23 protein-coding genes are annotated in these 20,795 nt (G+C 40.6%); 18 read left to right on the top strand and 5 right to left on the bottom strand.

Annotation, left to right across the window (positions count from 1 at the left end):
• Positions 1–29: 29 nt before the first annotated feature.
• Together ispG and MHI46_RS11580 are read right to left on the bottom strand one after the other, a co-directional pair.
• A complete protein-coding gene (ispG, locus tag MHI46_RS11585) occupies positions 30–1,145 on the bottom strand; it encodes a flavodoxin-dependent (E)-4-hydroxy-3-methylbut-2-enyl-diphosphate synthase (RefSeq protein ID WP_024423001.1) in 1,116 nt (371 codons plus the stop codon).
• 105 nt (positions 1,146–1,250) lie between these two features.
• Entirely contained in the window at positions 1,251–1,553 is a 303-nt protein-coding gene (locus MHI46_RS11580) for a hypothetical protein (protein WP_039180007.1), read from the bottom strand.
• A 197-nt stretch (positions 1,554–1,750) separates the two neighbouring features.
• On the opposite strand from MHI46_RS11580, the gene MHI46_RS11575 reads away from it, so the two are divergent.
• Positions 1,751–2,296, top strand: coding sequence for a GNAT family protein (locus tag MHI46_RS11575; RefSeq protein ID WP_260774254.1), 546 nt, complete (start codon positions 1,751–1,753; stop codon positions 2,294–2,296).
• A gap of 74 nt (positions 2,297–2,370) precedes the next feature.
• Here the strand turns inward: MHI46_RS11575 and MHI46_RS11570 are convergent, their stop codons facing one another.
• Positions 2,371–3,129, bottom strand: coding sequence for a DUF1189 domain-containing protein (locus MHI46_RS11570; protein ID WP_041117993.1), 759 nt, complete (start codon positions 3,127–3,129; stop codon positions 2,371–2,373).
• 145 nt (positions 3,130–3,274) lie between these two features.
• On the opposite strand from MHI46_RS11570, the gene MHI46_RS11565 reads away from it, so the two are divergent.
• The 9 genes from MHI46_RS11565 (at position 3,275) to pstB (MHI46_RS11525) (ending at position 12,873) form a co-directional block, all read left to right on the top strand.
• Positions 3,275–3,760 carry a DUF456 domain-containing protein gene (locus MHI46_RS11565; protein ID WP_039180001.1) on the top strand — a complete coding sequence of 162 codons (486 nt, stop codon included), beginning with the start codon at positions 3,275–3,277 and terminating at the stop codon, positions 3,758–3,760.
• Positions 3,761–3,942: 182 nt separating this feature from the next.
• The gene (gene sodA / locus MHI46_RS11560; protein ID WP_007501264.1) at positions 3,943–4,551 is read left to right on the top strand and encodes a superoxide dismutase SodA; all 609 of its coding nucleotides are present in this window, start codon (positions 3,943–3,945) and stop codon (positions 4,549–4,551) included.
• Positions 4,552–4,672: 121 nt separating this feature from the next.
• Positions 4,673–5,959: an MFS transporter gene (locus MHI46_RS11555; RefSeq protein ID WP_039179998.1), complete on the top strand. Its 1,287-nt coding sequence runs from the start codon at positions 4,673–4,675 to the stop codon at positions 5,957–5,959.
• A gap of 122 nt (positions 5,960–6,081) precedes the next feature.
• Positions 6,082–8,217, top strand: a complete 2,136-nt coding sequence (locus tag MHI46_RS11550; protein ID WP_313902599.1) for a penicillin-binding protein 2 — start codon at positions 6,082–6,084, stop codon at positions 8,215–8,217.
• A 214-nt stretch (positions 8,218–8,431) separates the two neighbouring features.
• The gene (locus MHI46_RS11545; RefSeq protein WP_039179996.1) at positions 8,432–9,349 is read left to right on the top strand and encodes a phosphate ABC transporter substrate-binding protein; all 918 of its coding nucleotides are present in this window, start codon (positions 8,432–8,434) and stop codon (positions 9,347–9,349) included.
• 79 nt (positions 9,350–9,428) lie between these two features.
• The gene (pstC, locus tag MHI46_RS11540) at positions 9,429–10,355 is read left to right on the top strand and encodes a phosphate ABC transporter permease subunit PstC (protein WP_047202305.1); all 927 of its coding nucleotides are present in this window, start codon (positions 9,429–9,431) and stop codon (positions 10,353–10,355) included.
• On the top strand, positions 10,355–11,239 hold the full coding sequence (gene pstA / locus MHI46_RS11535; RefSeq protein ID WP_039179988.1) for a phosphate ABC transporter permease PstA: 885 nt from the start codon (positions 10,355–10,357) through the stop codon (positions 11,237–11,239). Before pstC ends, pstA begins: the two co-directional genes overlap by 1 nt.
• A 32-nt stretch (positions 11,240–11,271) precedes the next feature.
• The gene (gene pstB, locus MHI46_RS11530) at positions 11,272–12,075 is read left to right on the top strand and encodes a phosphate ABC transporter ATP-binding protein PstB (protein ID WP_170825867.1); all 804 of its coding nucleotides are present in this window, start codon (positions 11,272–11,274) and stop codon (positions 12,073–12,075) included.
• 15 nt (positions 12,076–12,090) lie between these two features.
• A complete protein-coding gene (gene pstB / locus MHI46_RS11525) occupies positions 12,091–12,873 on the top strand; it encodes a phosphate ABC transporter ATP-binding protein PstB (RefSeq protein WP_039179987.1) in 783 nt (260 codons plus the stop codon).
• 41 nt (positions 12,874–12,914) lie between these two features.
• On the opposite strand, the gene MHI46_RS11520 is transcribed toward pstB (MHI46_RS11525), so the two are convergent.
• Positions 12,915–13,415: an endolytic transglycosylase MltG gene (locus tag MHI46_RS11520; protein WP_039179985.1), complete on the bottom strand. Its 501-nt coding sequence runs from the start codon at positions 13,413–13,415 to the stop codon at positions 12,915–12,917.
• Complete coding sequence (locus tag MHI46_RS11515) at positions 13,412–13,759, bottom strand: hypothetical protein (RefSeq protein WP_024422989.1); 348 nt, start codon at positions 13,757–13,759, stop codon at positions 13,412–13,414. Before MHI46_RS11515 ends, MHI46_RS11520 begins: the two co-directional genes overlap by 4 nt.
• Positions 13,760–14,172: 413 nt before the next feature.
• On the opposite strand from MHI46_RS11515, the gene rpmG reads away from it, so the two are divergent.
• From rpmG to MHI46_RS11475, 8 genes are all read left to right on the top strand, one after another.
• On the top strand, positions 14,173–14,322 hold the full coding sequence (gene rpmG, locus MHI46_RS11510) for a 50S ribosomal protein L33 (protein WP_008360061.1): 150 nt from the start codon (positions 14,173–14,175) through the stop codon (positions 14,320–14,322).
• 48 nt (positions 14,323–14,370) lie between these two features.
• Positions 14,371–14,931, top strand: a complete 561-nt coding sequence (locus tag MHI46_RS11505; RefSeq protein WP_260774237.1) for a 5-formyltetrahydrofolate cyclo-ligase — start codon at positions 14,371–14,373, stop codon at positions 14,929–14,931.
• A gap of 131 nt (positions 14,932–15,062) precedes the next feature.
• Positions 15,063–15,527: a hypothetical protein gene (locus MHI46_RS11500; RefSeq protein WP_099663441.1), complete on the top strand. Its 465-nt coding sequence runs from the start codon at positions 15,063–15,065 to the stop codon at positions 15,525–15,527.
• Between the two features lie 85 nt (positions 15,528–15,612).
• On the top strand, positions 15,613–15,786 hold the full coding sequence (locus tag MHI46_RS11495; RefSeq protein ID WP_162473402.1) for a hypothetical protein: 174 nt from the start codon (positions 15,613–15,615) through the stop codon (positions 15,784–15,786).
• A gap of 86 nt (positions 15,787–15,872) precedes the next feature.
• A complete protein-coding gene (locus MHI46_RS11490; RefSeq protein ID WP_059374625.1) occupies positions 15,873–17,411 on the top strand; it encodes a rhomboid family intramembrane serine protease in 1,539 nt (512 codons plus the stop codon).
• Positions 17,412–17,481: 70 nt separating this feature from the next.
• Entirely contained in the window at positions 17,482–17,685 is a 204-nt protein-coding gene (locus MHI46_RS11485; protein ID WP_008342322.1) for a YqgQ family protein, read from the top strand.
• Positions 17,686–17,698: 13 nt separating this feature from the next.
• The gene (locus MHI46_RS11480) at positions 17,699–18,652 is read left to right on the top strand and encodes an ROK family glucokinase (RefSeq protein ID WP_064497604.1); all 954 of its coding nucleotides are present in this window, start codon (positions 17,699–17,701) and stop codon (positions 18,650–18,652) included.
• Positions 18,653–18,865: 213 nt separating this feature from the next.
• Complete coding sequence (locus MHI46_RS11475; RefSeq protein ID WP_064497603.1) at positions 18,866–20,785, top strand: LTA synthase family protein; 1,920 nt, start codon at positions 18,866–18,868, stop codon at positions 20,783–20,785.
• Positions 20,786–20,795 lie beyond the last annotated feature (10 nt).

The raw sequence follows: 20,795 nt of genomic DNA, 5'->3' as shown, positions 1-20,795 counted from the left end.
CGCCTGACAATGACGTCAGGCGTTTTTTGTTATGCATTCGCTTGTTTTTCTTTTTCAGCTTCCATTTTCGCATAATGTTCTTCAGCGATTTTATCGATTTCTTTTTTCAGTTCTTCGACCATTGTTTCTTCCGGTACTTTACGAACAATTTCACCTTTACGGAACAATAATCCTTCGCCTCTAGCGCCTGCGATGCCGATATCTGCTTCACGCGCTTCACCTGGACCATTTACAGCACAGCCGAGGACTGCTACTTTAATCGGAGCTTTGATTTTAGAAATATATTCTTCGACTTCATTTGCAATGCTGATAAGGTCAATTTCAATTCGTCCACAAGTTGGGCAGGAGATTAGTGTTGCTGCATTTGATGCAAGACCAAATGATTTCAACAATTCACGTGCTACTTTTACTTCTTCAACTGGGTCAGCACTTAATGAGATACGGAGTGTATTCCCAATCCCCATATTCAAAATAGCGCCAAGTCCAGCTGCACTTTTGACTGTACCTGCAAATAACGTACCTGATTCTGTAATCCCAAGATGAAGAGGATAATCAAAGGCTTTAGCCGCTTTTTCGTATGCCTCAATTGCAAGGTTTACATCAGATGCTTTCATACTGACGATGATGTCATGAAAGTCTAGGTCTTCTAGAATTTTAATGTGATGCAGTGCACTTTCGACCATACCATCTGCAGTTGGGTAGCCGTATTTATCAAGAATCTTTTTCTCTAATGAACCAGCGTTTACCCCAATACGAATTGGAATGCCTTTTTCTTTTGCTGCTTTGACAACAGCTTCAACTTTTTCTCTTCTTCCAATGTTTCCTGGATTGATTCGGATTTTGTCTGCGCCTGCTTCAATCGCTTTCAGTGCAAGCTTGTAGTCAAAATGAATATCCACAACAAGCGGGATGTTAATTTGTTTTTTAATGTCCGCAATTGCATTTGCTGCACGCTCATCTGGACATGCGACACGCACGATTTGACAGCCTGCCTCTTCTAAACGTTTAATTTCAGCGACTGTCGCTTCGACATCATGTGTTTTGGTTGTTGCCATACTTTGAATGACAACCTCATTATTTCCACCTATAGTTAAAGGTCCCACTTTGACGGGACGCGTTTTAGTACGATGTGTGACTTCACTCACTTGTCAATCGCTCCTTAGTGTACAAGCAATTCTTTGCCGTGTACGTCGTGTTTTACAGTTCATATTGTAACAGTCTCTTCGTATGAATGACAAGGAATTAACGTTTTATCTCTTATAGACAGGAAACTTATATGTACTGCCTGCTCTGATTTCGTTCGCTTTCACACCTTGATTCAGCTCCTCGAAATCTTTAATGACATCATCAAGTGGCTTGCTTGTATGTACGATGGAGAGGACCGTTTCACCTTGTTTTACCGTAACGTTCTTATATGTCTTTTTCTCAGCTGTTTGAAGGGCACTTGCTGGAACGGCTGGGTTTTCCTCAACAGGAATGGTTCCATTTTTTAAATCAAAAAAGATAATAAAGAGGACAAATAAACTGATTAGTAAAAAAAGAATTCGCCGCATTTTACTCACCGCTTTTAAGAGTTTACTTCAGTCTATGCATGTCCTGAAATGATAGAACCAAAAAGAGGAGAAAAGCTGGAAAGGATGGTTCTAGTTAGTTCTAGTATGTCTTGTAATAAAACTGCTTGGGTCGTTGGTGTAAATAGGAGAGCAATCTCATATGACGATTATGATAAAATAAGAAAGGGGGAGATTTAATGAAGAAAGTTAGTCAGCATATATATGTGAGAACACTAACAGAAAATGATGCAGAATCACTGTTAACATTAGAGCTTGAGAATCGCTCATATTTTCAGGAATTTACACCTTTGATCAAAAATGATTTCTTCACGTTACCTCGTCAAATTGAACGAATTCAGCGGAGTAGACAAAGAAGTGAACAAGATGAATCATACATGCATGGTATTTTCTTAAATGAAACAGGTGTCTTAATTGGGACGATTTCATTAAGTTCTGTCGTAAGAGGTCCGATAGAAGGAGCTTGGCTCGGGTATGTACTCGATCAAAGGCAGGGCGGAAAAGGATATATGACAGAAGCCATTCGTTTAATCATTGACTATGCCTTTTCTGAGTTGAATCTCCACCGGATTGAGGCTGGAGTAAAGCCGAGTAACAAGGGTTCCATTCGTGTGCTTGAAAAGACAGGTTTTGAAAATGAAGGACTAAATCGTAAAAAAGTAAAGATTAACGGAGTGTGGGAGGATCATTATTTATTTGCGATCATCCATCCAGATGAGTCCTAGCGTATGAACATACATAAAAAGCTCCTCCGAGACGGGGGAGCTTTCATTGTATAGACAAATCCTTGTTGGATGGATCATTTGCTTTTTTTGGCAGGTATTTCTTTTACAACAAGATATAAAAAGATAAAGTTAATGACCCAATTTAATAAAAATGAGTTTGCAACAGGCGTGTTTAATGCACTCATGATCGCGAAAAAGACCGTTGTTAATGTGAGTGAATAAGCGGAGAGCTTCCAAAGCATTTGGAAAGACAGCTCTTTTTGCTGCATTCGTTTAATAAATGTACCAAGCATCGCAAGGAATGTTGCGCTAATAAACATGAGAGCCGCAGTTGATAAATATAGCAGTACACAGATGACAGGGATAATAATCGCTTGGTTCTGATTTGTGACGCGAGCAAGTTCGTCTTTTGTCAGCGTTCCGCCAAGGAGCTGGTATGGAATATCTGTCATTTGCCCATCAATCGCAATCACTGCTTTTTCCTTTAATAAAGCAATGGCTGTTTGCTTTGATTCAAGTTCACTTGCTTTTATTTTTTCAGCAGGATCAAAGATGATCGTAATGCCGTTTTCTTCTTTTTCTATTGGTGCACTTTGATCCGCTTGAAGCTTTCCTTTTTCAATTGAAAAGTCGGGTAAATCTTTTTTGATCACGTGCTGAAATCCTGACATCGCATTCGAGATCTCTTGGCTCATATGATATCCCTGCGGAACTGCTGCGATAATTGAGAGGATAAAAATGAATAAAATCGCTTTACCGATTCCTGTAAATCTTGCTTTGGCAATATCTTTTGGTGAATAAATTCCTTTTAACAATAGATTAAATACGTTCAATACCCATTCACTTCCTACATTCTTTTCTATTTCTCATATTGTATCAATGTCTATCCATCAAGTACAAGTATGGCCCTCATCACTGGTTAAGATAGAAGGAATGAGGCATAATGTATACAGCATATAAAAAGGAGGCGGCAGGGTCTTGGACGTGCTGTATTGGATACTGATTGGCTGTGCATTTATCATTGCGTTTGTTGGACTGGTTTATCCAATTATCCCGAGTGTGGTCTTTATGGTACTCGGATTTATTCTATATGGTTTCTTCTTTAGCTTCGAGCCGCTTACACTGACGTTCTGGCTCATTCAAGCGATGTTTACCGCGGTATTATTTGCGGCCGATTATGTCTCAAACCTTATTGGGGTCAAGCGCTTTGGCGGCAGCAAGGCAGCTATTTGGGGAAGCACCATTGGGTTATTAGCTGGTCCTTTTGTGATCCCCATTGCAGGAATTATTATTGGTCCATTTCTCGGGAGTGTCATTGCAGAGCTCCTTGTTCATCAAAAAGATTTGAAGACGAGTGTGAAAGTCGGATTAGGCTCATTAATTGGATTTGTATCAGGTGTTTTTGCAAAAGGATTGATTCAAGCGTTGATGCTGGGCATCTTTTTATTTTATGTCCTTCGCTAAGTTGAAAAAGGGTGTTTAAAACTTTATCTAAAGGGCTAAATACAAAATAAACACTGAAATGTTTCAGAACATGAGCAATAACGTTGAAACAAGCTGTTTCTTTTGATACTCTTTGAGTAGGGTGAATTGCTGACTTACAAAGGAAGCATTTCAGTACATACATTTTAAGGAGGAAATTAACCATGGCTTTTAAACTTCCAGAATTACCATATGCTTACGATGCATTAGAACCACATATCGACAAGGAAACAATGACGATTCACCACACAAAACACCACAACACATATGTAACAAACTTAAACAAAGCAATCGAAGGTGTATCAGCTCTTGAAGATCAATCAATTGAAGAGCTAGTGGCTAACTTAAACTCAGTGCCTGAAAACATTCGTACAGCTGTACGTAACAATGGCGGAGGACATGCAAACCACTCATTATTCTGGACGCTTCTTTCACCAAACGGTGGCGGCGCACCAACTGGTGAACTTGCAGATGCAATCGAAAAAGAATTAGGCGGATTTGAAAAATTCAAATCTGATTTCGCTGCAGCAGCTGCAGGACGCTTTGGTTCTGGTTGGGCATGGCTTGTTGTGAACAACGGAAAACTTGAAATCACAAGCACGCCAAACCAAGATTCTCCTTTAACTGAAGGAAAAACGCCAATTCTAGGACTAGACGTTTGGGAGCATGCTTACTACCTAAACTACCAAAACCGTCGTCCTGATTACATTTCAGCATTCTGGAATGTTGTGAACTGGGATGAAGTAGCTCGCCTTTACAGCGAAGCAAAATAATGATTTGATTCTAAAAGACCTGCTTTCAAGAGAAGCAGGTCTTTTTATATTTTCCCTCCTTTTTTTACATATCTGCCTTTTGATGAGACAGACTATTGTGTAGAAAAGGAGAATGAATTGTATGAGCAGATTAAAGAAAATGTTCGGGGACATGGATGTTACAAGAGATTTATTGCTCCTCCTCACGATTGGCGGGTTATACGCACTTGCCATTGCGCTTTCAAATACGTTTGTAAATGTGTACTTATGGAAACAGTCTGGGAAATTCACGGATCTTGCGATTTATAACTTGGCCATTGTGGTGCTTCAGCCCATTACGTTTTTATTCGCTGGCCGGCTCGCTAAAAAAATAGACCGGGCGTTTGTCCTTCGGTTCGGTGTCATCTTTTTAGCCGCTTTTTATTTGATTGTTTTAATGGCAGGAGAACAAGCGGCCGCACGGCTTGTTTTATTGGGAAGTGTCCTTGGGATCGGCTATGGTTTTTACTGGCTTGCTTTTAACGTACTCACCTTTGAGATCACCGAGCCTGAAACAAGAGACTTCTTTAATGGGTTTCTCGGGGTGCTTTCCTCAACTGCCGGCATGATTGGTCCTCTCATTGCGGGGATTGTCATTTCTCAGTTAACGGATGATACAGGCTACACAGTCATTTTCACGTTATCGCTTTTTTTGTTTTCATTAGCGGTTGTGATGAGCTTTTTCCTCAAAAGAAGACAGTCAAAAGGCAAATTTATCATCAAACAAATTTGGAAAGAACGCCATGCAGACGAGAATTGGCGTAGGATTACATCAGCTCACTTTTTTCAAGGGCTTCGTGAAGGGGTCTTTGTCTTCTTAATCAGTGTCTTCGTGTTTATTGCAACAAACAGTGAGCTTGCTCTCGGGACGTTTGGTTTAGTGAATTCAGGTGTTGCGTTTTTTGCTTATTTCTTCGCTACGCGTTTGATTAAGAAAAAGTGGCGGAAGAAGGCGATTATGCTTGGCGGTCTGATTTTATACGGTGCCCTGTTTTTAATCGTCTTCCACTTGTCCTATGTTTCACTTCTCATGTATGCGGTAGCGATTGCAATAGGATATCCGCTCCTGCTTGTTCCTTATGTATCCTTAACATATGATGTCATCGGCCATGCAAGGTATGCCAGAAAGGCCAGAATTGAATATATTGTGGTCAGAGAGCTATTTTTAAATGCCGGCCGTATTAGTTCGATTATTTTGTTCCTGCTGTCTGTCACCTTACTAGGTGATGAGCTCGGAATCCCAGCATCTCTTGTTGTGCTCGGGGCGGGACATACCCTCATTTATTATTTTGTAAAAGATATTCATTTAAAAGAAAAAACAGCTGATATGAAAGAGGCTGACGGTCAAAAGCCAGTTTCTCACACGAACCTTATTAAGGGAGAAAGGTAAAATTTCTTACCAATGGAACATCAAATTTCTAGATAAATCATAGAAAAACCGCTAAAATGATGATGGCACCTTTTAAACACAAAAAGGGGTGCCATTTCTTTCTTGATAGAAAAGGTGATGTGATGAGAAACAAGAAAAACAAAAAAGACGCGAAGGAAGGGCGCAAAACACTTCCGATCCGGCTGAATTTATTATTTTTAGCTGCGTTTATTATTTTTACCGGTGTTGTCGTTAGACTCGGGTTTGTGCAAATTGTCAATGGAGAAGATTATAAAAAGCAGGCAGAGAAACAAGAAGATGTGAATGTCAGCTCATCTGCTCCGCGTGGAAAAATTTACGACCGAAACTACAATACGATTGTCAGCAATAAAGCGCTAAATGCCATTACATATACGAGAACCTCGACGACTTCACAAGAAGAGCGGCTCAAAGTGGCATCAAAATTAGCGGATATGATTCATGTGAGTACGAAAAAAATCACAGATCGTGACAAAAAAGATTTCTGGATCTTAACGCATCCAAATGAAGCGAAAAAGCTTGTTCAAAAGGAATCAGAATTAAAGGATGACGATAAGGTCTCTGATGATAAACTATATGAGCTTCAGCTAAAACGCATCACAGACAAGGAATTAAATCAACTGACGAAAAAAGATTTACAAGTGCTTGCCATTAAAAGGCAGATGGATGGAGGCTATGCACTGACGCCTCAATTTATTAAAAATGAAGATGTAAAGCCGAGCGAAATTGCTTACGTCTCTGAGCATTTGGACGAGCTGCCAGGTGTTGATGTAACGACAGACTGGTCACGCAGCTATCCGTATAAAGGACTGCTCCGCAGTATGCTTGGCAGTGTGTCTTCGAGTGATGAAGGTCTTCCGCAGTCACTTCTTGAGCATTATCTATCACTCGGCTACAGCCGAAATGACCGTGTAGGAAAAAGCTATCTTGAATATCAATATGAAGATGTCCTGCAGGGCCAAAAGGAAAAAGAACAGAGTACAACTGATAAACAGGGCAATGTCACAAGCTCTAAAGTGTTAACAGAAGGTAAAAGCGGGAAAGACCTTGTGCTGACAATTGACATTCAGCTACAAAAAGCGGTTGAAAAAATTATTGAAAAGAACTTGAGAAGTGCGAAACAAAGAGGGGGAACTGAGCTTCTTGATCGCGCATTTGTTGTTATGATGGACCCGAGAAATGGAGAGGTTCTCTCTGTTGCAGGTAAGCAGATTTCAAACAAAAACGGAAAATACAAGTTCGATGATTACTCATTAGGAACGATGACATCCTCATATGCGATGGGATCAGCTGTAAAAGGGGCAACGGTACTGACCGGATATAAAACAGGCGCTATTCATATTGGAAGTACCCAATATGATGAACCTCTCTATATCGCCCAGTCACCGCCAAAGAAATCCTATCAAAATATGGGACTCATTAATGATTTAACAGCACTAGAGCGTTCATCAAACGTGTATATGTTCAAAACAGCGATCGCTATTGGGAAAAGCGAATATCGTAAGAATCAGCCGCTCCCAATTGATCCGAAAGCATTTGATACGTTCCGCTACAATTTCAGTAAATTTGGCCTTGGCGTCAAAACTGGTATTGACCTGCCAAACGAGGCAACGGGCTACAGAGGAACGTCTACACAATCGGGTCTATTACTTGACTATGCGATAGGACAGTATGATACGTTTACACCGCTGCAAATGGCGCAATACGTTTCAACCATTGCAAATGGGGGATATCGTTTACGTCCGCAGCTTGTCAAAGAAGTGAGAGAGCCAGATCCGCAGCGCGGCATTGGAGCTGTGACAGAATCCGTTAAACCGGATGTATTGAATAAGCTAGACATGACAAGTGATCAAATCAAGCGTGTCCAGCAAGGCTTCAAGCTTGTCATGCAGAACCCAAGAGGGACAGCTTATTCAAACTTTGGCAACAAAAAGTATAATCCAGCTGGCAAAACAGGAACCGCTCAATCATTTTATGACGGTCCAATTAAAAGCAAGCGCGGTACACCGACGTATAACACAACTCTTGTAGCATACGCGCCTGCTGATAATCCTGAAGTGGCCATTTCCGTTGTCGTGCCATGGGTGTATCAAGACTACAACCAGCGCTATCCAATTACAAATGATATTGGGGAACAAGTATTAGACAAGTACTTTGAACTGAAATCAAAACAGGAAAGCAATGATACACAGGCGAAAAACAAAAACAAAATTGAAAATGAAGCAGAAACAAATAACTAGACCTTTCATAGGTAAAAACGCTCACTTTTTGTGGGCGTTTTTTTACGTTTTCTTCAAAAATTCCGATATAAATTGACAAAATTCATAAAAAACGCCGCAATTTCTCTACAAAACTTCGACATTTACAAAACCTTAACATTCCATTTAAACGAAATTAATAAAGAACCTTTAATGTATTACTCGTAGGACAAATTATTCAGGGGGTATTCTTGAAATGAAAAAGAACAAATTATGGCTGCTTACTTTCCTTACTATCGCATTGTTAGCATTCGTCACAGCATGCGGAAACAGCAGCTCAAGCGGAGATTCAAAAGACAGTAAAGGAAATGCTTCAAACAAAGATGAGGCATCAGGTTCCATTACCATCTCAGGATCATCTGCGATGCAGCCTTTAGTTCTTGCGGCAGCAGAAAAATTCATGGATAAACATCCAAAAGCCGATATTCAAGTACAAGCCGGCGGTTCAGGAACAGGACTTTCTCAAGTTTCAGAAGGATCTGTACAAATTGGTAACTCAGATGTATTCGCTGAAGAGAAAGACGGAGTCGACGCAAAAGCTTTAAAAGACCACAAAGTAGCAGTTGTTGGAATGGCCGCAGCTGTAAACCCTGAAGTGGGTGTCAAAGACATCACAAAGGACGAATTGAAAAAAATCTTCACTGGTAAAATCAAAAACTGGAAAGAGCTTGGCGGGAAAGACCAAAAAATCACGCTTGTCAACAGACCTGATTCTTCAGGAACTCGTGCAACATTTGTGAAATATGCACTTGATGGTGCAACACCTGCAGAAGGAATCACAGAAGATTCTTCAAACACAGTGAAAAAACTGATTGCAGAAACACCAGGTGCAATTGGATACCTAGCATTCTCTTATTTAACAGATGACAAAATTACACCGCTTAGCATTGATGGTGTGAAACCAGAAGAAAGCAATGTAGAAAGCGGTAAATATACAATTTGGGCATACGAGCACTCTTATACAAAAGGTGAGCCGGAAGGTCTAGCAAAACAATTCTTAGATTACCTTATGAGTGACGAAGTACAAAAAGAAATCGTTAAAGACCAAGGCTACATCTCAGTCTCTAATATGAAAGTAGAAAGAGACGCAGCAGGCAAACAATCAGATAAGTAAGAGGTCTTGAATTGCTGATGAAGGAAAAGTGGAGCATTTCACTTTTCCTTTTATGACATTCATAGGAGTGTAGAAAAAGATGAAGCAGATAGAACATACAGAAGCGAGCGATCGGCTGATCAGCTCGAAGAAAAATAGGCAAATGGATGAAGTAAGAGGAAGTATTTTGGTGAGATTCTGCGCATTCTTAATGATTGCAGTATCCATCGCCATCACCATCTTCCTTGGCATTAAGGGTTTACAATCTTTCATCGTAAATGGTGTAAGCCCAATTGAGTTCTTAACCAGTATCAATTGGAACCCAACAGCAGAAAACCCGGAGTACGGTGCATTTCCATTTATCTTTGGATCGATCGCCGTCACGCTTCTATCGGCACTTATTGCAGCGCCGCTAGGCATCGCAGGAGCGATCTTTATGACAGAAATTGCACCTGCATGGGGCCGGAAAATTCTCCAGCCAGTCATTGAATTGCTTGTAGGGATTCCATCCGTTGTTTACGGATTCATAGGTCTTACAGTATTGGTGCCGTTTATCGGACATTTCAAATCAAGCGGTTCAGGGCATAGCGTATTAGCAGGAACAATTGTCCTGTCCATTATGATTCTGCCAACCGTTACATCCATTGCAACTGACGCAATGGCTTCCCTTCCAAAAAGCTTGCGTGAGGGATCGTATGCACTTGGCGCAACAAGGTGGCAAACGATTAGACGTGTGCTTGTACCAGCAGCTCTTCCAACATTAATGACAGCGGTCGTTCTTGGGATGGCGAGAGCATTTGGAGAAGCCCTTGCCGTTCAAATGGTCATTGGAAACACACGTAATTTACCAGAGAGCATTATGGATACAGCTGGTACATTAACAACCATTATTACGTTAAACATGGGTCACACAACGTATGGAAGTGTTGAAAACAATACACTTTGGTCAATGGGGCTTGTCCTTCTAGTTGTATCGTTTATGTTCATACTCATTATCAGATACTTGTCGTCTAGGAGGAAGATTTAATGAATAGCAAAATGACTGATCGTTTTGCCACGATTGTTTTTGGATTATGTGCCGCCATTATTACGGCGATCCTAGTTGGTTTGTTTTCTTATATCATTTTCAACGGGGCAAAAGAATTAAACTTTGACTTTTTGACAACCCGCTCAAGTGCAATTGGCTCTGGCGGCGGCATTAGGGATCAGCTGTTTAACTCGTTTTACATTTTGTTTATTACAATGCTGATCACAGTACCACTTGGTGTCGGCGGCGGAGTGTACATGGCTGAATATGCGCCTCAAAACAAAGTCACTGATTTTATTCGCACATGTATTGAAGTGCTGTCTTCACTTCCTTCCATTGTCATTGGTATGTTTGGTTTACTCATGTTTGTCAATTTAACAGGCTGGGGCTATACAATCATCGGAGGAGCTCTTGCGCTCACGGTGTTTAACCTGCCAGTGATGGTCAGGGTGACAGAAGACGCGCTTCGCTCTGTACCGAAGGATCAAAAGGAAGCATCACTAGCGCTTGGTGTGACGAAATGGCATACAGTGAAGACGGTCCTGATTCCAGGTGCGATTCCTTCTATTATTACCGGTGCGATTTTAGCATCAGGAAGAGTTTTCGGGGAGGCAGCAGCGCTTCTTTTCACAGCAGGTCTCACCACACCGCGTCTAGATTTTACAAACTGGAGTCCATTTTCTGATACGTCACCGCTGAATATTTTTAGACCGGCAGAAACATTAGCCGTTCATATATGGAACGTCAATACACAAGGAATCATTCCAGATGCAGAGGCCATTGCAAATGGTGCATCAGCCGTACTTGTGCTTTCAGTTTTAGTATTCAACTTAGCAGCTAGATGGCTTGGTTCATTTATTCATAAGAAGCTTACGTCAAAATAATGTGAGAAAGGTGTGAAGGGGATATGGTTCAAATGCTAGCAGAAAAAAAAGAGATTGCAGCAAAAAAGGCTCCACTTCAAGCAGAACAGATTTTACAGGTGCAGGATTTAAGCATTTATTATGGGGAAAAAAGAGCGGTCAATCACATTTCATTTGAAATTGAGAAGAACGCAATTACCGCATTAATCGGCCCATCTGGCTGCGGGAAATCAACCTTTTTACGCAGCATTAACCGCATGAACGACTTGATCCCAGGTGCGAGAAGTGAAGGGGCGATCATGTACGAAGGGCTCAATATTTTGGATGACCGCATTAATGTGGTCAATTTAAGAAGAGAAATCGGCATGGTTTTCCAAAAGCCAAACCCATTTCCTAAATCGATCTACAATAACATTACCCATGCATTAAAGTATGCGGGAGAAAAAAGAAAATCAGTGCTTGATGATGCGGTAGAGGAAAGCTTAACAAAAGCGGCGCTTTGGGATGAGGTCAAAGATCGTCTGCACCGCTCAGCTTTGTCATTATCCGGCGGTCAGCAGCAGCGCCTTTGTATTGCACGTACACTTGCGATGAAGCCTAGCGTTCTTTTATTAGATGAACCTGCTTCCGCCCTAGACCCGATCTCAAATGCAAAAATTGAAGAGTTATTATCAGAATTGAAAAATGATTATTCGATCGTCATTGTGACTCACAACATGCAGCAAGCGTTACGTGTATCTGATCATACGGCCTTTTTCCTAAACGGTGATCTAGTAGAATATGATGCCACTGAACGTATCTTTACACGTCCTGCGCAGCAAAAAACAGAAGACTATATCAATGGTCGATTTGGATAAGGCGGGTGAATTTTAATGAATGCAGTAGCAACTGAAACAGCCAAAAAAGAAGTGTTTCGTGTGAATGATATGAACCTTTGGTACGGACAGCATCACGCACTCAAGCATATTGATTTAGACATAAGAGAGCATGAAGTCACAGCAATTATCGGTCCGTCCGGCTGCGGAAAGTCAACGTTTATCAAGACCTTAAATCTCATGGTCAAAACAGTGCCAGGTGTGAAAATCACCGGGGATATGATGTATAACGGTGACAATATTTTAAAAGGCCGCGTCGATCTCGTGGAACTGCGTAAAAACGTCGGCATGGTCTTTCAAAAAGGGAATCCATTCCCTCAATCTATCTTTGATAATGTCGTCTACGGGCCAAGAATTCACGGGGTGAAGAGCAAGCAGCAATTGAAAGAAATCGCTGAAAAAGCGCTTCGTGATGTTGCCCTTTGGGATGAAGTGAAAGATCGCTTAAGTGCGCCTGCATTAGGTCTTTCCGGCGGTCAGCAGCAGCGTCTTTGTATCGCAAGAGCTATTGCCACAAGCCCAGATATTTTATTAATGGATGAACCAACATCAGCGCTTGATCCTGTCTCCACATTAAAGATTGAAGAACTGATTATGAAATTAAAAGAGAAATACACGATTGCCATTGTGACGCATAACATGCAGCAAGCGGCCAGGGTATCAGATAGAACAGCCTTCTTCTTAATGGGGGAGCTTGTTGAGATCAATGATACGAATGTGATGTTCTCTGAGCCAAATGATCAAAGAACAAATGATTATATATCTGGTCGATTTGGATAATAAAAACCCCTGGAGGTCAGCGCCGCCAGGGGTTTTTGTTGTTATTTTGTTAAGGCTTTGACGATTTGTTTGAACGTCATCCCTGTTTTTAGATTGAACTTGCCTGCACGAATTTCTTTATGGTAGCCGGCGTCAATCACGTAATCATTAAAATCTTTAGACGAGTTGATGATTCCGTCCTTTTCAAGCATGTCTGAAACATCACTTGTGCTCATCCCGTTTTTAATAACGAATTTGACCGATTTGCCTTTAGGCTTGTCTGATGTTTGTTTATCATTTTTAGAATCGCCGTCTTCATTTGCTTTCAGTGCTTTTTCTTTATAATCAAGAAGCTGCTGATATGTTTCACGGCTGACGGAGACTTCTTTTTTAGAGTCTAAATAGTTTTTCACGTCAGTGTCTGTTACTTTCGCTGCGAGCGTTTCTTTTGTGGTCGTATCAGCCGTCGCTTCATCTTTTCCAGTGAGGAAAAAAACGATTGCCAGAACACCAGTTGCAAGAATCATACCTGCCGCAAACGTTTGGATGCTTTTTTTCGTCATACAAGCACCTTCTCGTTGTCTTTAATGATCATGTTGACTTCATCTACAGATACATGCTCAGCGCGCGCAATGGCCTCAGGAGACATGCCATTTTGATGCTTTGAAATGATTTGTCTTGCGATAGATGGATCAATTTCTGAATGTTTGCGGACGACGATGTTTGTTTCAAGCAATTCTTCTTCAAGAACCTTCATTTTCTTTTTCAGTTTATAGATTTCTTGCATTGCAGATAGTTGAAGTGTTTCAAGTTCCTGCTCGACTTCTTTAATCGGCTCTCTTTGAAAATATGAGAATGCGATCAGTACGATACTGACAACAAGCAATCCGATAATTGCAATTTCCATGTTTCATCACCTTTTATTCGTATTTTAATGCTGAAAACCATAAAAGGCTTTCATGATTGTTTCAGACAGTTTTCGACCCTTCTTTTTTATACCATAAAAAAGCTAGTTTCAAAAGGAATTGCTGAAAAAATCACCTTTTTTTCATCTTTTTTCTTTTTATATGAAAAACGAGTATGAAAATCTTGCTCGCTGTCAAAATAAAAGAGGGTTTCTCATGTATACAGTACGACAAAGATTGACGTTTTATAGGGGAGCAGGCCATTTTTCATGAAATGATCATACGATATAGATCAGAACGCAGGCGGATTGCACTGAAATTGAAATTGGTGAAAAAACATTCTAGCATTCCTAAGCTAGAAGTGGTATTATAGTTAGGTCTGAATGTGAATTGATTTTAGTTTGGAGGGAAAAACATGCGCGTAAATATTACTCTAGCTTGCACTGAATGCGGTGAGCGTAACTATATTACTAAAAAGAATAAGCGAAACAATCCAGATCGCGTTGAATTCAAAAAGTATTGCTCACGTGATAAAAAACAAACTTTACATCGTGAAACAAAGTAAGCAGCAGGGAATTTTCCTGCTGTTTTTTTATGATGGGAGATGATCTGTGTGAAAAAGGAACTCCGCCTTCAAACATTAGCCAAGCTGGAACAGATGAGTGCTGAGGAATTCGAGCGAAGCACCGCTTTACTTCATGAGCACTTGTTTCAGCTGCCAGCATGGAAACAAGCAAATACGATTGCCCTCACCATGTCTAGAGGAAAAGAGGTACCAACAATGCCTCTCATTGAAAAAGCATGGCAGGAGGGGAAAACAGTATGTGTACCCACCTGTTTTCCGGAAACAAAAGAGATGACGTTTTATGAATATACACCAGAAACGAAGATGATATCCCGCTACTTTGGGCTATTGGAGCCCGACCCTATGGCGTCGGCCGCTGCATCTAAAAAATCAATCGATTTGATCATTGTGCCTGGGGTGTGCTTTGATCGACAAGGCTACCGTATCGGATATGGGGGCGGCTATTATGACCGCTACTTAGCTGATTATCACGGTGAAACCCTTGCCCTTTGTTTGACTGTACAGCAAACCGAGCAAATTCCGGCTGAAACGCACGACATCCCGGTCTCCATCATGGTCAGTGAGAAAGGTACCATATATCCAAAATAAAGTCCGCTGCTTATACGTATGAACGGGCTTTTTGTGTTGAGCGAAGGTCTTGTGTGTGATCAAAAGTCACATGAACGATAGCGATCAACATTCTTCATTAAAAAGCATTTTAGCTGACGGGGGGATATGTTTTGAAAAAATTCCGTGGAAAGAAAAGATACTTCCGTAATATGTGGGAGGAAGTGAATACTTATCAATTAACGCTCGACCACGATTCGTGGTTCTCTTTTTCGCATACGCACCTTGATTTTTTTGGAGTCGGGGAAAATAGCTTAAAAATAAGAAGAGAGCATATTAAAGCTCATATCGCTTTATATCATAGGCTGCTAAAACAGCTTGAAGGCTTTGAAAAGCCATACCAAACTTGGATTTGTATTCACGAGCATGACCCTGGTTTAGACGCTGTATATGTTCATACACCAAATCCATACGACAGTTACTTCCCGCACAAGGTGGAGGGGTTAGAGCGGTATTGTAAGCTGCCTCATACTTTCAAGGATTTAATCGACCTTCATCAATTTGACGTTTCTTATGATCAATCAGAGTGCGGAGAGGTTTATTATATTCAATCAAAAGAACAAGGGATTAGATTGTGAAGGCCTGGTTTTAGGCGATAAAAATGTTGGTTCATGCATAAACAAATCCTATTTAAGCCACGATACGAACATAGGAGGGAATATGATGAATAAAATGATTTGGAGCATTGTGTTCACACTGTTTGCATTCGTTCTCGTGCAAAATCGTTATCGGCTCATGAATTTGATTTTAGGCCAAAATCAAGTACGTCACTTTTTGATTAAATGGTTGATGAAAATCCCATATTTTCGGACGAAATTTATTCGCCAAGCATTCTAATCCCGCAAATGCCGGGATTTTTTTGTTTTGAAATGCGGATCAGAACGATTCTTGCTATAATAATGTAAAAAATGGAGCGCGAATGTATGAATGTCATAGATAGTCTATTTTGGCGAGTTGTTGATGAACTAAGACAAAAAGGATACGAGATGATTCAAAGTCCGTACCCAGAAGATGAAATATTTTTTGAAGCACCACGAAACTCAGGCTATGATCTCATTCGTCTGTATAGAAAAGATGTGAATTTCAGACAGGAGATCGTTCGAGATATCGAGGAGCAAACATATCGGATCAATCAGCTGAGAGAAGCTATGCGTAAACGATCGCTTCATCTCTTGCAGCTGCAATTTACAACTGATGTTCCAGTAGATGATTGGGAAGACTTAAACGGTGAGCTGCAAAAAGAGAATAAGGTGACAGTTACTCCTGTGTTACTCAATGCAGACACGCTTCAAAACGATATAAACGAACTGCAAAAATGGCTGAATACATCTCTTGCAGTTGATGTAGAAGAAGCGAAGAGAGACACAGCTGAGGATGCAATGCAGCTTAAAAGGAACGTGCTCCAGGCATTTGATGATCAGGAAAAACAGCGTGAACGAGAACGGGCCGTGTTTCAAAATGGCAGACCCATTTTCACCTACTTGCTGATCGCTGTCCAAGTGGTGATGTTTCTTTTACTTGAGCTATCTGGCGGAAGTACCAATACGGCAACTTTAACTGCATTTGGTGCTAAAAATAATGTGCTGATTTTAGAGGGTGAATGGTGGCGCCTGATAACACCAATGTTTTTACATATTGGCTTGACGCACTTACTCTTTAATACTTTTGCTCTTTGGTCAGTTGGAGCGGCTGTTGAGAGAATTTATGGGTCAGGAAGATTTTTGCTCATCTATTTGATTTCTGGCATTTTTGGCTCCATAGCGAGCTTTGTGTTTAATACGGCAATTGCAGCCGGAGCATCAGGCGCGATTTTTGGCTGTTTAGGGGCACTGTTATATTTAGCTATCTCAAACCGAAAGCTTTTCTTTCGGACGATGGGGACAAATATTATTGTCATTATTCTCATTAACCTAGGAATAGGCTTCACTGTATCAGGTATTGATAACGCAGGGCATCTTGGCGGTCTGGTTGGCGGCTTTTTCGCTGCATTAGCTGTCCGTCTTCCTAAACAGACGCAGCCTGTCAAAATGCTTCTTGCGACTGCTGCTTTGCTCTTGATTGGTGGTTTTGGATTGTATACAGGGTTTCATTCAGATAATCAAAAGGAAGCAGCGGCAACAAGTGAGGCAGCGAGTTTATTTGATGAGAAAAAGTATAGCGAAGCAAGTGAACGACTAGAGGAATATGTACACGAAAAAGATGCATCAGCTGAGGCACTTCATATTTATGCACTATCGGAAGCGCAGCAGGGCCAACTTGATAAGGCTATTCAATTTTTACAAAAGTCGCTTGAAAAAGATCCAGATGATCCAAATAAACTGTATCATTTATCGTTGTTATTCGTAGAAAAAGGAGAGACAGCGAAAGCAGATGATCTATTAGCGAAAGCATTAAAACAAGATCCTCAAAATGATCAATTTTTAAAGCTGAAACAATATATCGAAAATAGTCAAACACGTTGAATGACTTGACTGAAAGCGCATTTATGAATACGCTTATCCTATCTGTTGATGAGAAGAAATGGTGGAAACAATGAAAACGTTATATGATGTACAGCAGCTGCTTATGAGATTTGGAAATTATGTGTATTTCGGAGATCGTGAAGTAGAATTAGAATTTATGGCAGACGAATTGAAGGAAATGTATACATCGGGCATCATTGACCGGACTGAATGGTCAAACGCAATGACGATTCTTCAAATGGAGTTAGCCAAACTAAATCGAAAAACAATGTGAAGGTGGAGGGCATATGACAGGGGATTGGTTTGTAGGTATTGATCTTGGCGGTACGACAATTAAGCTTGCGTTCATTAATCTATATGGTGAAATTCAGCATAAGTGGGAGATTCCTACGGATAAATCCGGGCAGACGATCACAGTCGATATTGCCAAATCAATTGACCATAAACTGGTTGAGATCAGTATGCCGAAATCAGCACTTATTGGGATCGGAATGGGTGCACCTGGACCTGTAGATAAAGTATCTGGAATCGTCTATAAAACAACGAATCTGGGCTGGACAAACTATCCGTTGAAAGATCACCTAGAGGCAGAGACAGGACTTCCATCTGTCATTGAAAATGATGCGAATATTGCTGCACTCGGTGAAATGTGGAAGGGTGCAGGAGATGGCGCAAAAAATATCCTGATGGTCACACTTGGAACGGGGGTTGGCGGCGGCATCATCGTCAACGGTGAAGTTGTTCAAGGGGAGACAGGAGCTGGCGGAGAAATTGGCCATATTTGTGCCGTTCCATTTCAAGGAGCACCTTGTAACTGCGGAAGAACAGGCTGTATTGAAACGATCGCATCTGCAACTGGCATCGTCCGGCTTGCAAAGGGTAAATTAGAAACCGAGCAGCATACATCTTCACTTGGCAAGCTCGCTTCGCTATCAGCAAAGAATGTATTTGAAGCGGCAGAAAACGGAGATGACCTTGCAATGCGTGTCGTAGAAGAAGTGACGACACATCTTGGACTTGTCCTTGCGAATCTTGCTAGTGCTTTAAACCCAACGAAAATTGTGATTGGCGGCGGTGTTTCAAAAGCAGGTGAGCTTCTTCGCAGTAAAGTAGAACGCGTTGTGAAACAACATGCGTTCCCGCCTTGCGCAGACGATGTCGAAGTGGTGATTGCATCTCTCGGAAACGATGCGGGTGTCATCGGCGGTGCATGGATGGCAAAAACCAAATGGCTGTCTTGAACAAAAAAGTCATAATGATGTCATTTTTATTAAAAAAAGCGATAGATAGGCATGAAATTGAATGTTTAGCATATTCATAAGTTTGTCATGAGGAAAAAGACATTGATTTTCCATCATATACAGGATAAGATATACTTTAGTTATTTTTCTAGAAGCACCAATAATTAGGGTATATCCTGAGCCTGGGTGCGCGCTTAGCATAAGGAGGTTACAATGCGAAAGAAAAGATTAAAGGCGATTTCATTTTTACTGATTGCGACATTGCTGATGTGGGTCAAAACCTATGTTATCTATAAATCTAGCTTCAATATTAAAATTGAAAATTTCATGCAGGAGTTTATCCTGTTTATTAATCCGCTTAGCTTTCTCTTGTTTATCTTCGGTATCGGTTTATTTTTCAAAGAGAAAAATCGAAATCGATATATCATCGTGACAAGCTTTATCCTGACATTCATTTTGTTAGCCAACATTGTGTTTTATCGATTCTATAGTGACTTTCTAACCATCCCCGTCCTATTTCAAACAAACAATATGGGTGACCTCGGGTCAAGTATTACCTCTTTAATTGAACCAGTCGATTTACTGATGTTCGTTGATATCATCATTTTAATTTGGCTCTATAAAAAACAGCCTTCCTTTAGAACAGATGTCACAGTTTCACGAAAAGAACGAGCAGCATATTACTTATTTGTGGCAGCTACATTTTTCTTTAACCTTGGTTTAGCTGAAACAGAAAGACCAGAACTGCTTACTCGCTCATTTGACCGTGAGATGCTGGTGAAAAATATCAGCTTATATAACTTTCATATTTATGACGGGGTATTGCAATCGAAGCAGTCCGCCCAACGAGCCCTTGCTGACAGCAATAGCTTAACTGAAATTGAAAACTATGTAAGCGCAAATCAAACAGACCGTAATGAAAAAACATTTGGTCAAGCAAAAGGACGAAATGTCATTCTTGTATCACTTGAATCTACACAGAGTTTCGTGATCAATGAAAAATTAAACGGGAAAGAAATTACTCCGTTTTTAAACAAATTGATCAAGAAAAGCTATAACTTTACTAATTTTTATCACCAAACAGGTCAAGGGAAAACATCTGACTCAGAGTTTATTGTAGATAATTCTCTTTATCCACTTGGAAGAGGGGCTGTGTTCTTCACAAATCCAAGTAATGAGTTTACAGCGACACCTGAGCTGTTAAAGGATGAGGGCTACCACTCTTCTGTTATTCATGCGAATAACAAAAGCTTCTGGAACCGTGATCTTATCTACGATAGCTTTGGCTACGACAAGTTCTTTGATATTAAATCATTTGATGTGAATGAAGAAAACTCAGTTGGCTGGGGACTGAAAGATGGTCCGTTCTTTGAGCAGTCCGCTGAATTAATGAAATCGATCCCGCAGCCTTTCTATACGAGATTGATTACATTAACGAACCATTTCCCTTTTGATTTAGATGAAGAAGATAAGCTCATTGATGAATATGATTCAAAGAGTAAAACGCTGAACAAGTACTTCCCTACAGTGCGTTATCAAGATGAAGCCCTTAAGCTTTTCTTTAAAAAGATGAAGGAAGCTGGGTTATACGATAACTCCATTTTTGTTTTATATGGGGATCACTACGGAATTTCTGAAAACCATAACGAAGCCATGGGACAATTTTTAAATAAAGAGATTACGCCATTTGAAGAAGTACAGCTTCAAAAAGTCCCATTTGTTGTACACATTCCAGGGGTAACGGATCAACATCCAAAAGAAATTGATACGGTAGGTGGTCAGGTCGATATCCGTCCAACTGTACTCAATCTTCTAGGCATTGATACAAGTAAACAAATTCAATTTGGTCATGACCTTTTATCGAAAGATACGAATGACTTTACAGTACTCCGTGATGGAAGCTTTATTACGAAGGACAGCATTTTTACAGATGGTGTTTGCTACAATAAAGAGACAGGCGAGCCAGCAGATGATAAAAATGTGTGTCAGTCTTATGAAGAGAAGGCGAAGCAGGAGCTTCAATTCTCTGATCAAATCATCTACGGAGATCTCCTTAGATTTTATGATCGAAACAGCCCGGACCATTCACCATCCAAAAAAGAAGGTGAAACGGAGCTGAAAAAGGCGTCCTAATAGATGAAAA

Origin of the sequence: Bacillus sp. FSL K6-1000 (assembly GCF_038630785.1) — a bacterium.
Lineage (GTDB): Bacteria > Bacillota > Bacilli > Bacillales > Bacillaceae > Bacillus > Bacillus safensis.
Note: the sequence above shows the minus strand (reverse complement) of the source record. Positions and strands in the feature narration are given on the sequence as shown.

Excerpts from the sequence above, each read along its gene's own strand:
- MHI46_RS11580 (WP_039180007.1), bottom strand. The coding sequence starts at position 1,553 with ATGCGGCGAATTCTTTTTTTACTAATCAGTTTATTTGTCCTCTTTATT.
- MHI46_RS11575 (WP_260774254.1), top strand. The coding sequence starts at position 1,751 with ATGAAGAAAGTTAGTCAGCATATATATGTGAGAACACTAACAGAAAAT.
- sodA (WP_007501264.1), top strand. The coding sequence starts at position 3,943 with ATGGCTTTTAAACTTCCAGAATTACCATATGCTTACGATGCATTAGAA.
- MHI46_RS11555 (WP_039179998.1), top strand. The coding sequence starts at position 4,673 with ATGAGCAGATTAAAGAAAATGTTCGGGGACATGGATGTTACAAGAGAT.
- MHI46_RS11550 (WP_313902599.1), top strand. The coding sequence starts at position 6,082 with ATGAGAAACAAGAAAAACAAAAAAGACGCGAAGGAAGGGCGCAAAACA.
- MHI46_RS11545 (WP_039179996.1), top strand. The coding sequence starts at position 8,432 with ATGAAAAAGAACAAATTATGGCTGCTTACTTTCCTTACTATCGCATTG.
- pstC (WP_047202305.1), top strand. The coding sequence starts at position 9,429 with ATGAAGCAGATAGAACATACAGAAGCGAGCGATCGGCTGATCAGCTCG.
- pstA (WP_039179988.1), top strand. The coding sequence starts at position 10,355 with ATGAATAGCAAAATGACTGATCGTTTTGCCACGATTGTTTTTGGATTA.
- pstB (WP_170825867.1), top strand. The coding sequence starts at position 11,272 with ATGCTAGCAGAAAAAAAAGAGATTGCAGCAAAAAAGGCTCCACTTCAA.
- pstB (WP_039179987.1), top strand. The coding sequence starts at position 12,091 with ATGAATGCAGTAGCAACTGAAACAGCCAAAAAAGAAGTGTTTCGTGTG.
- MHI46_RS11520 (WP_039179985.1), bottom strand. The coding sequence starts at position 13,415 with ATGACGAAAAAAAGCATCCAAACGTTTGCGGCAGGTATGATTCTTGCA.
- MHI46_RS11515 (WP_024422989.1), bottom strand. The coding sequence starts at position 13,759 with ATGGAAATTGCAATTATCGGATTGCTTGTTGTCAGTATCGTACTGATC.
- rpmG (WP_008360061.1), top strand. The coding sequence starts at position 14,173 with ATGCGCGTAAATATTACTCTAGCTTGCACTGAATGCGGTGAGCGTAAC.
- MHI46_RS11495 (WP_162473402.1), top strand. The coding sequence starts at position 15,613 with ATGAATAAAATGATTTGGAGCATTGTGTTCACACTGTTTGCATTCGTT.
- MHI46_RS11490 (WP_059374625.1), top strand. The coding sequence starts at position 15,873 with ATGAATGTCATAGATAGTCTATTTTGGCGAGTTGTTGATGAACTAAGA.
- MHI46_RS11485 (WP_008342322.1), top strand. The coding sequence starts at position 17,482 with ATGAAAACGTTATATGATGTACAGCAGCTGCTTATGAGATTTGGAAAT.
- MHI46_RS11480 (WP_064497604.1), top strand. The coding sequence starts at position 17,699 with ATGACAGGGGATTGGTTTGTAGGTATTGATCTTGGCGGTACGACAATT.
- MHI46_RS11475 (WP_064497603.1), top strand. The coding sequence starts at position 18,866 with ATGCGAAAGAAAAGATTAAAGGCGATTTCATTTTTACTGATTGCGACA.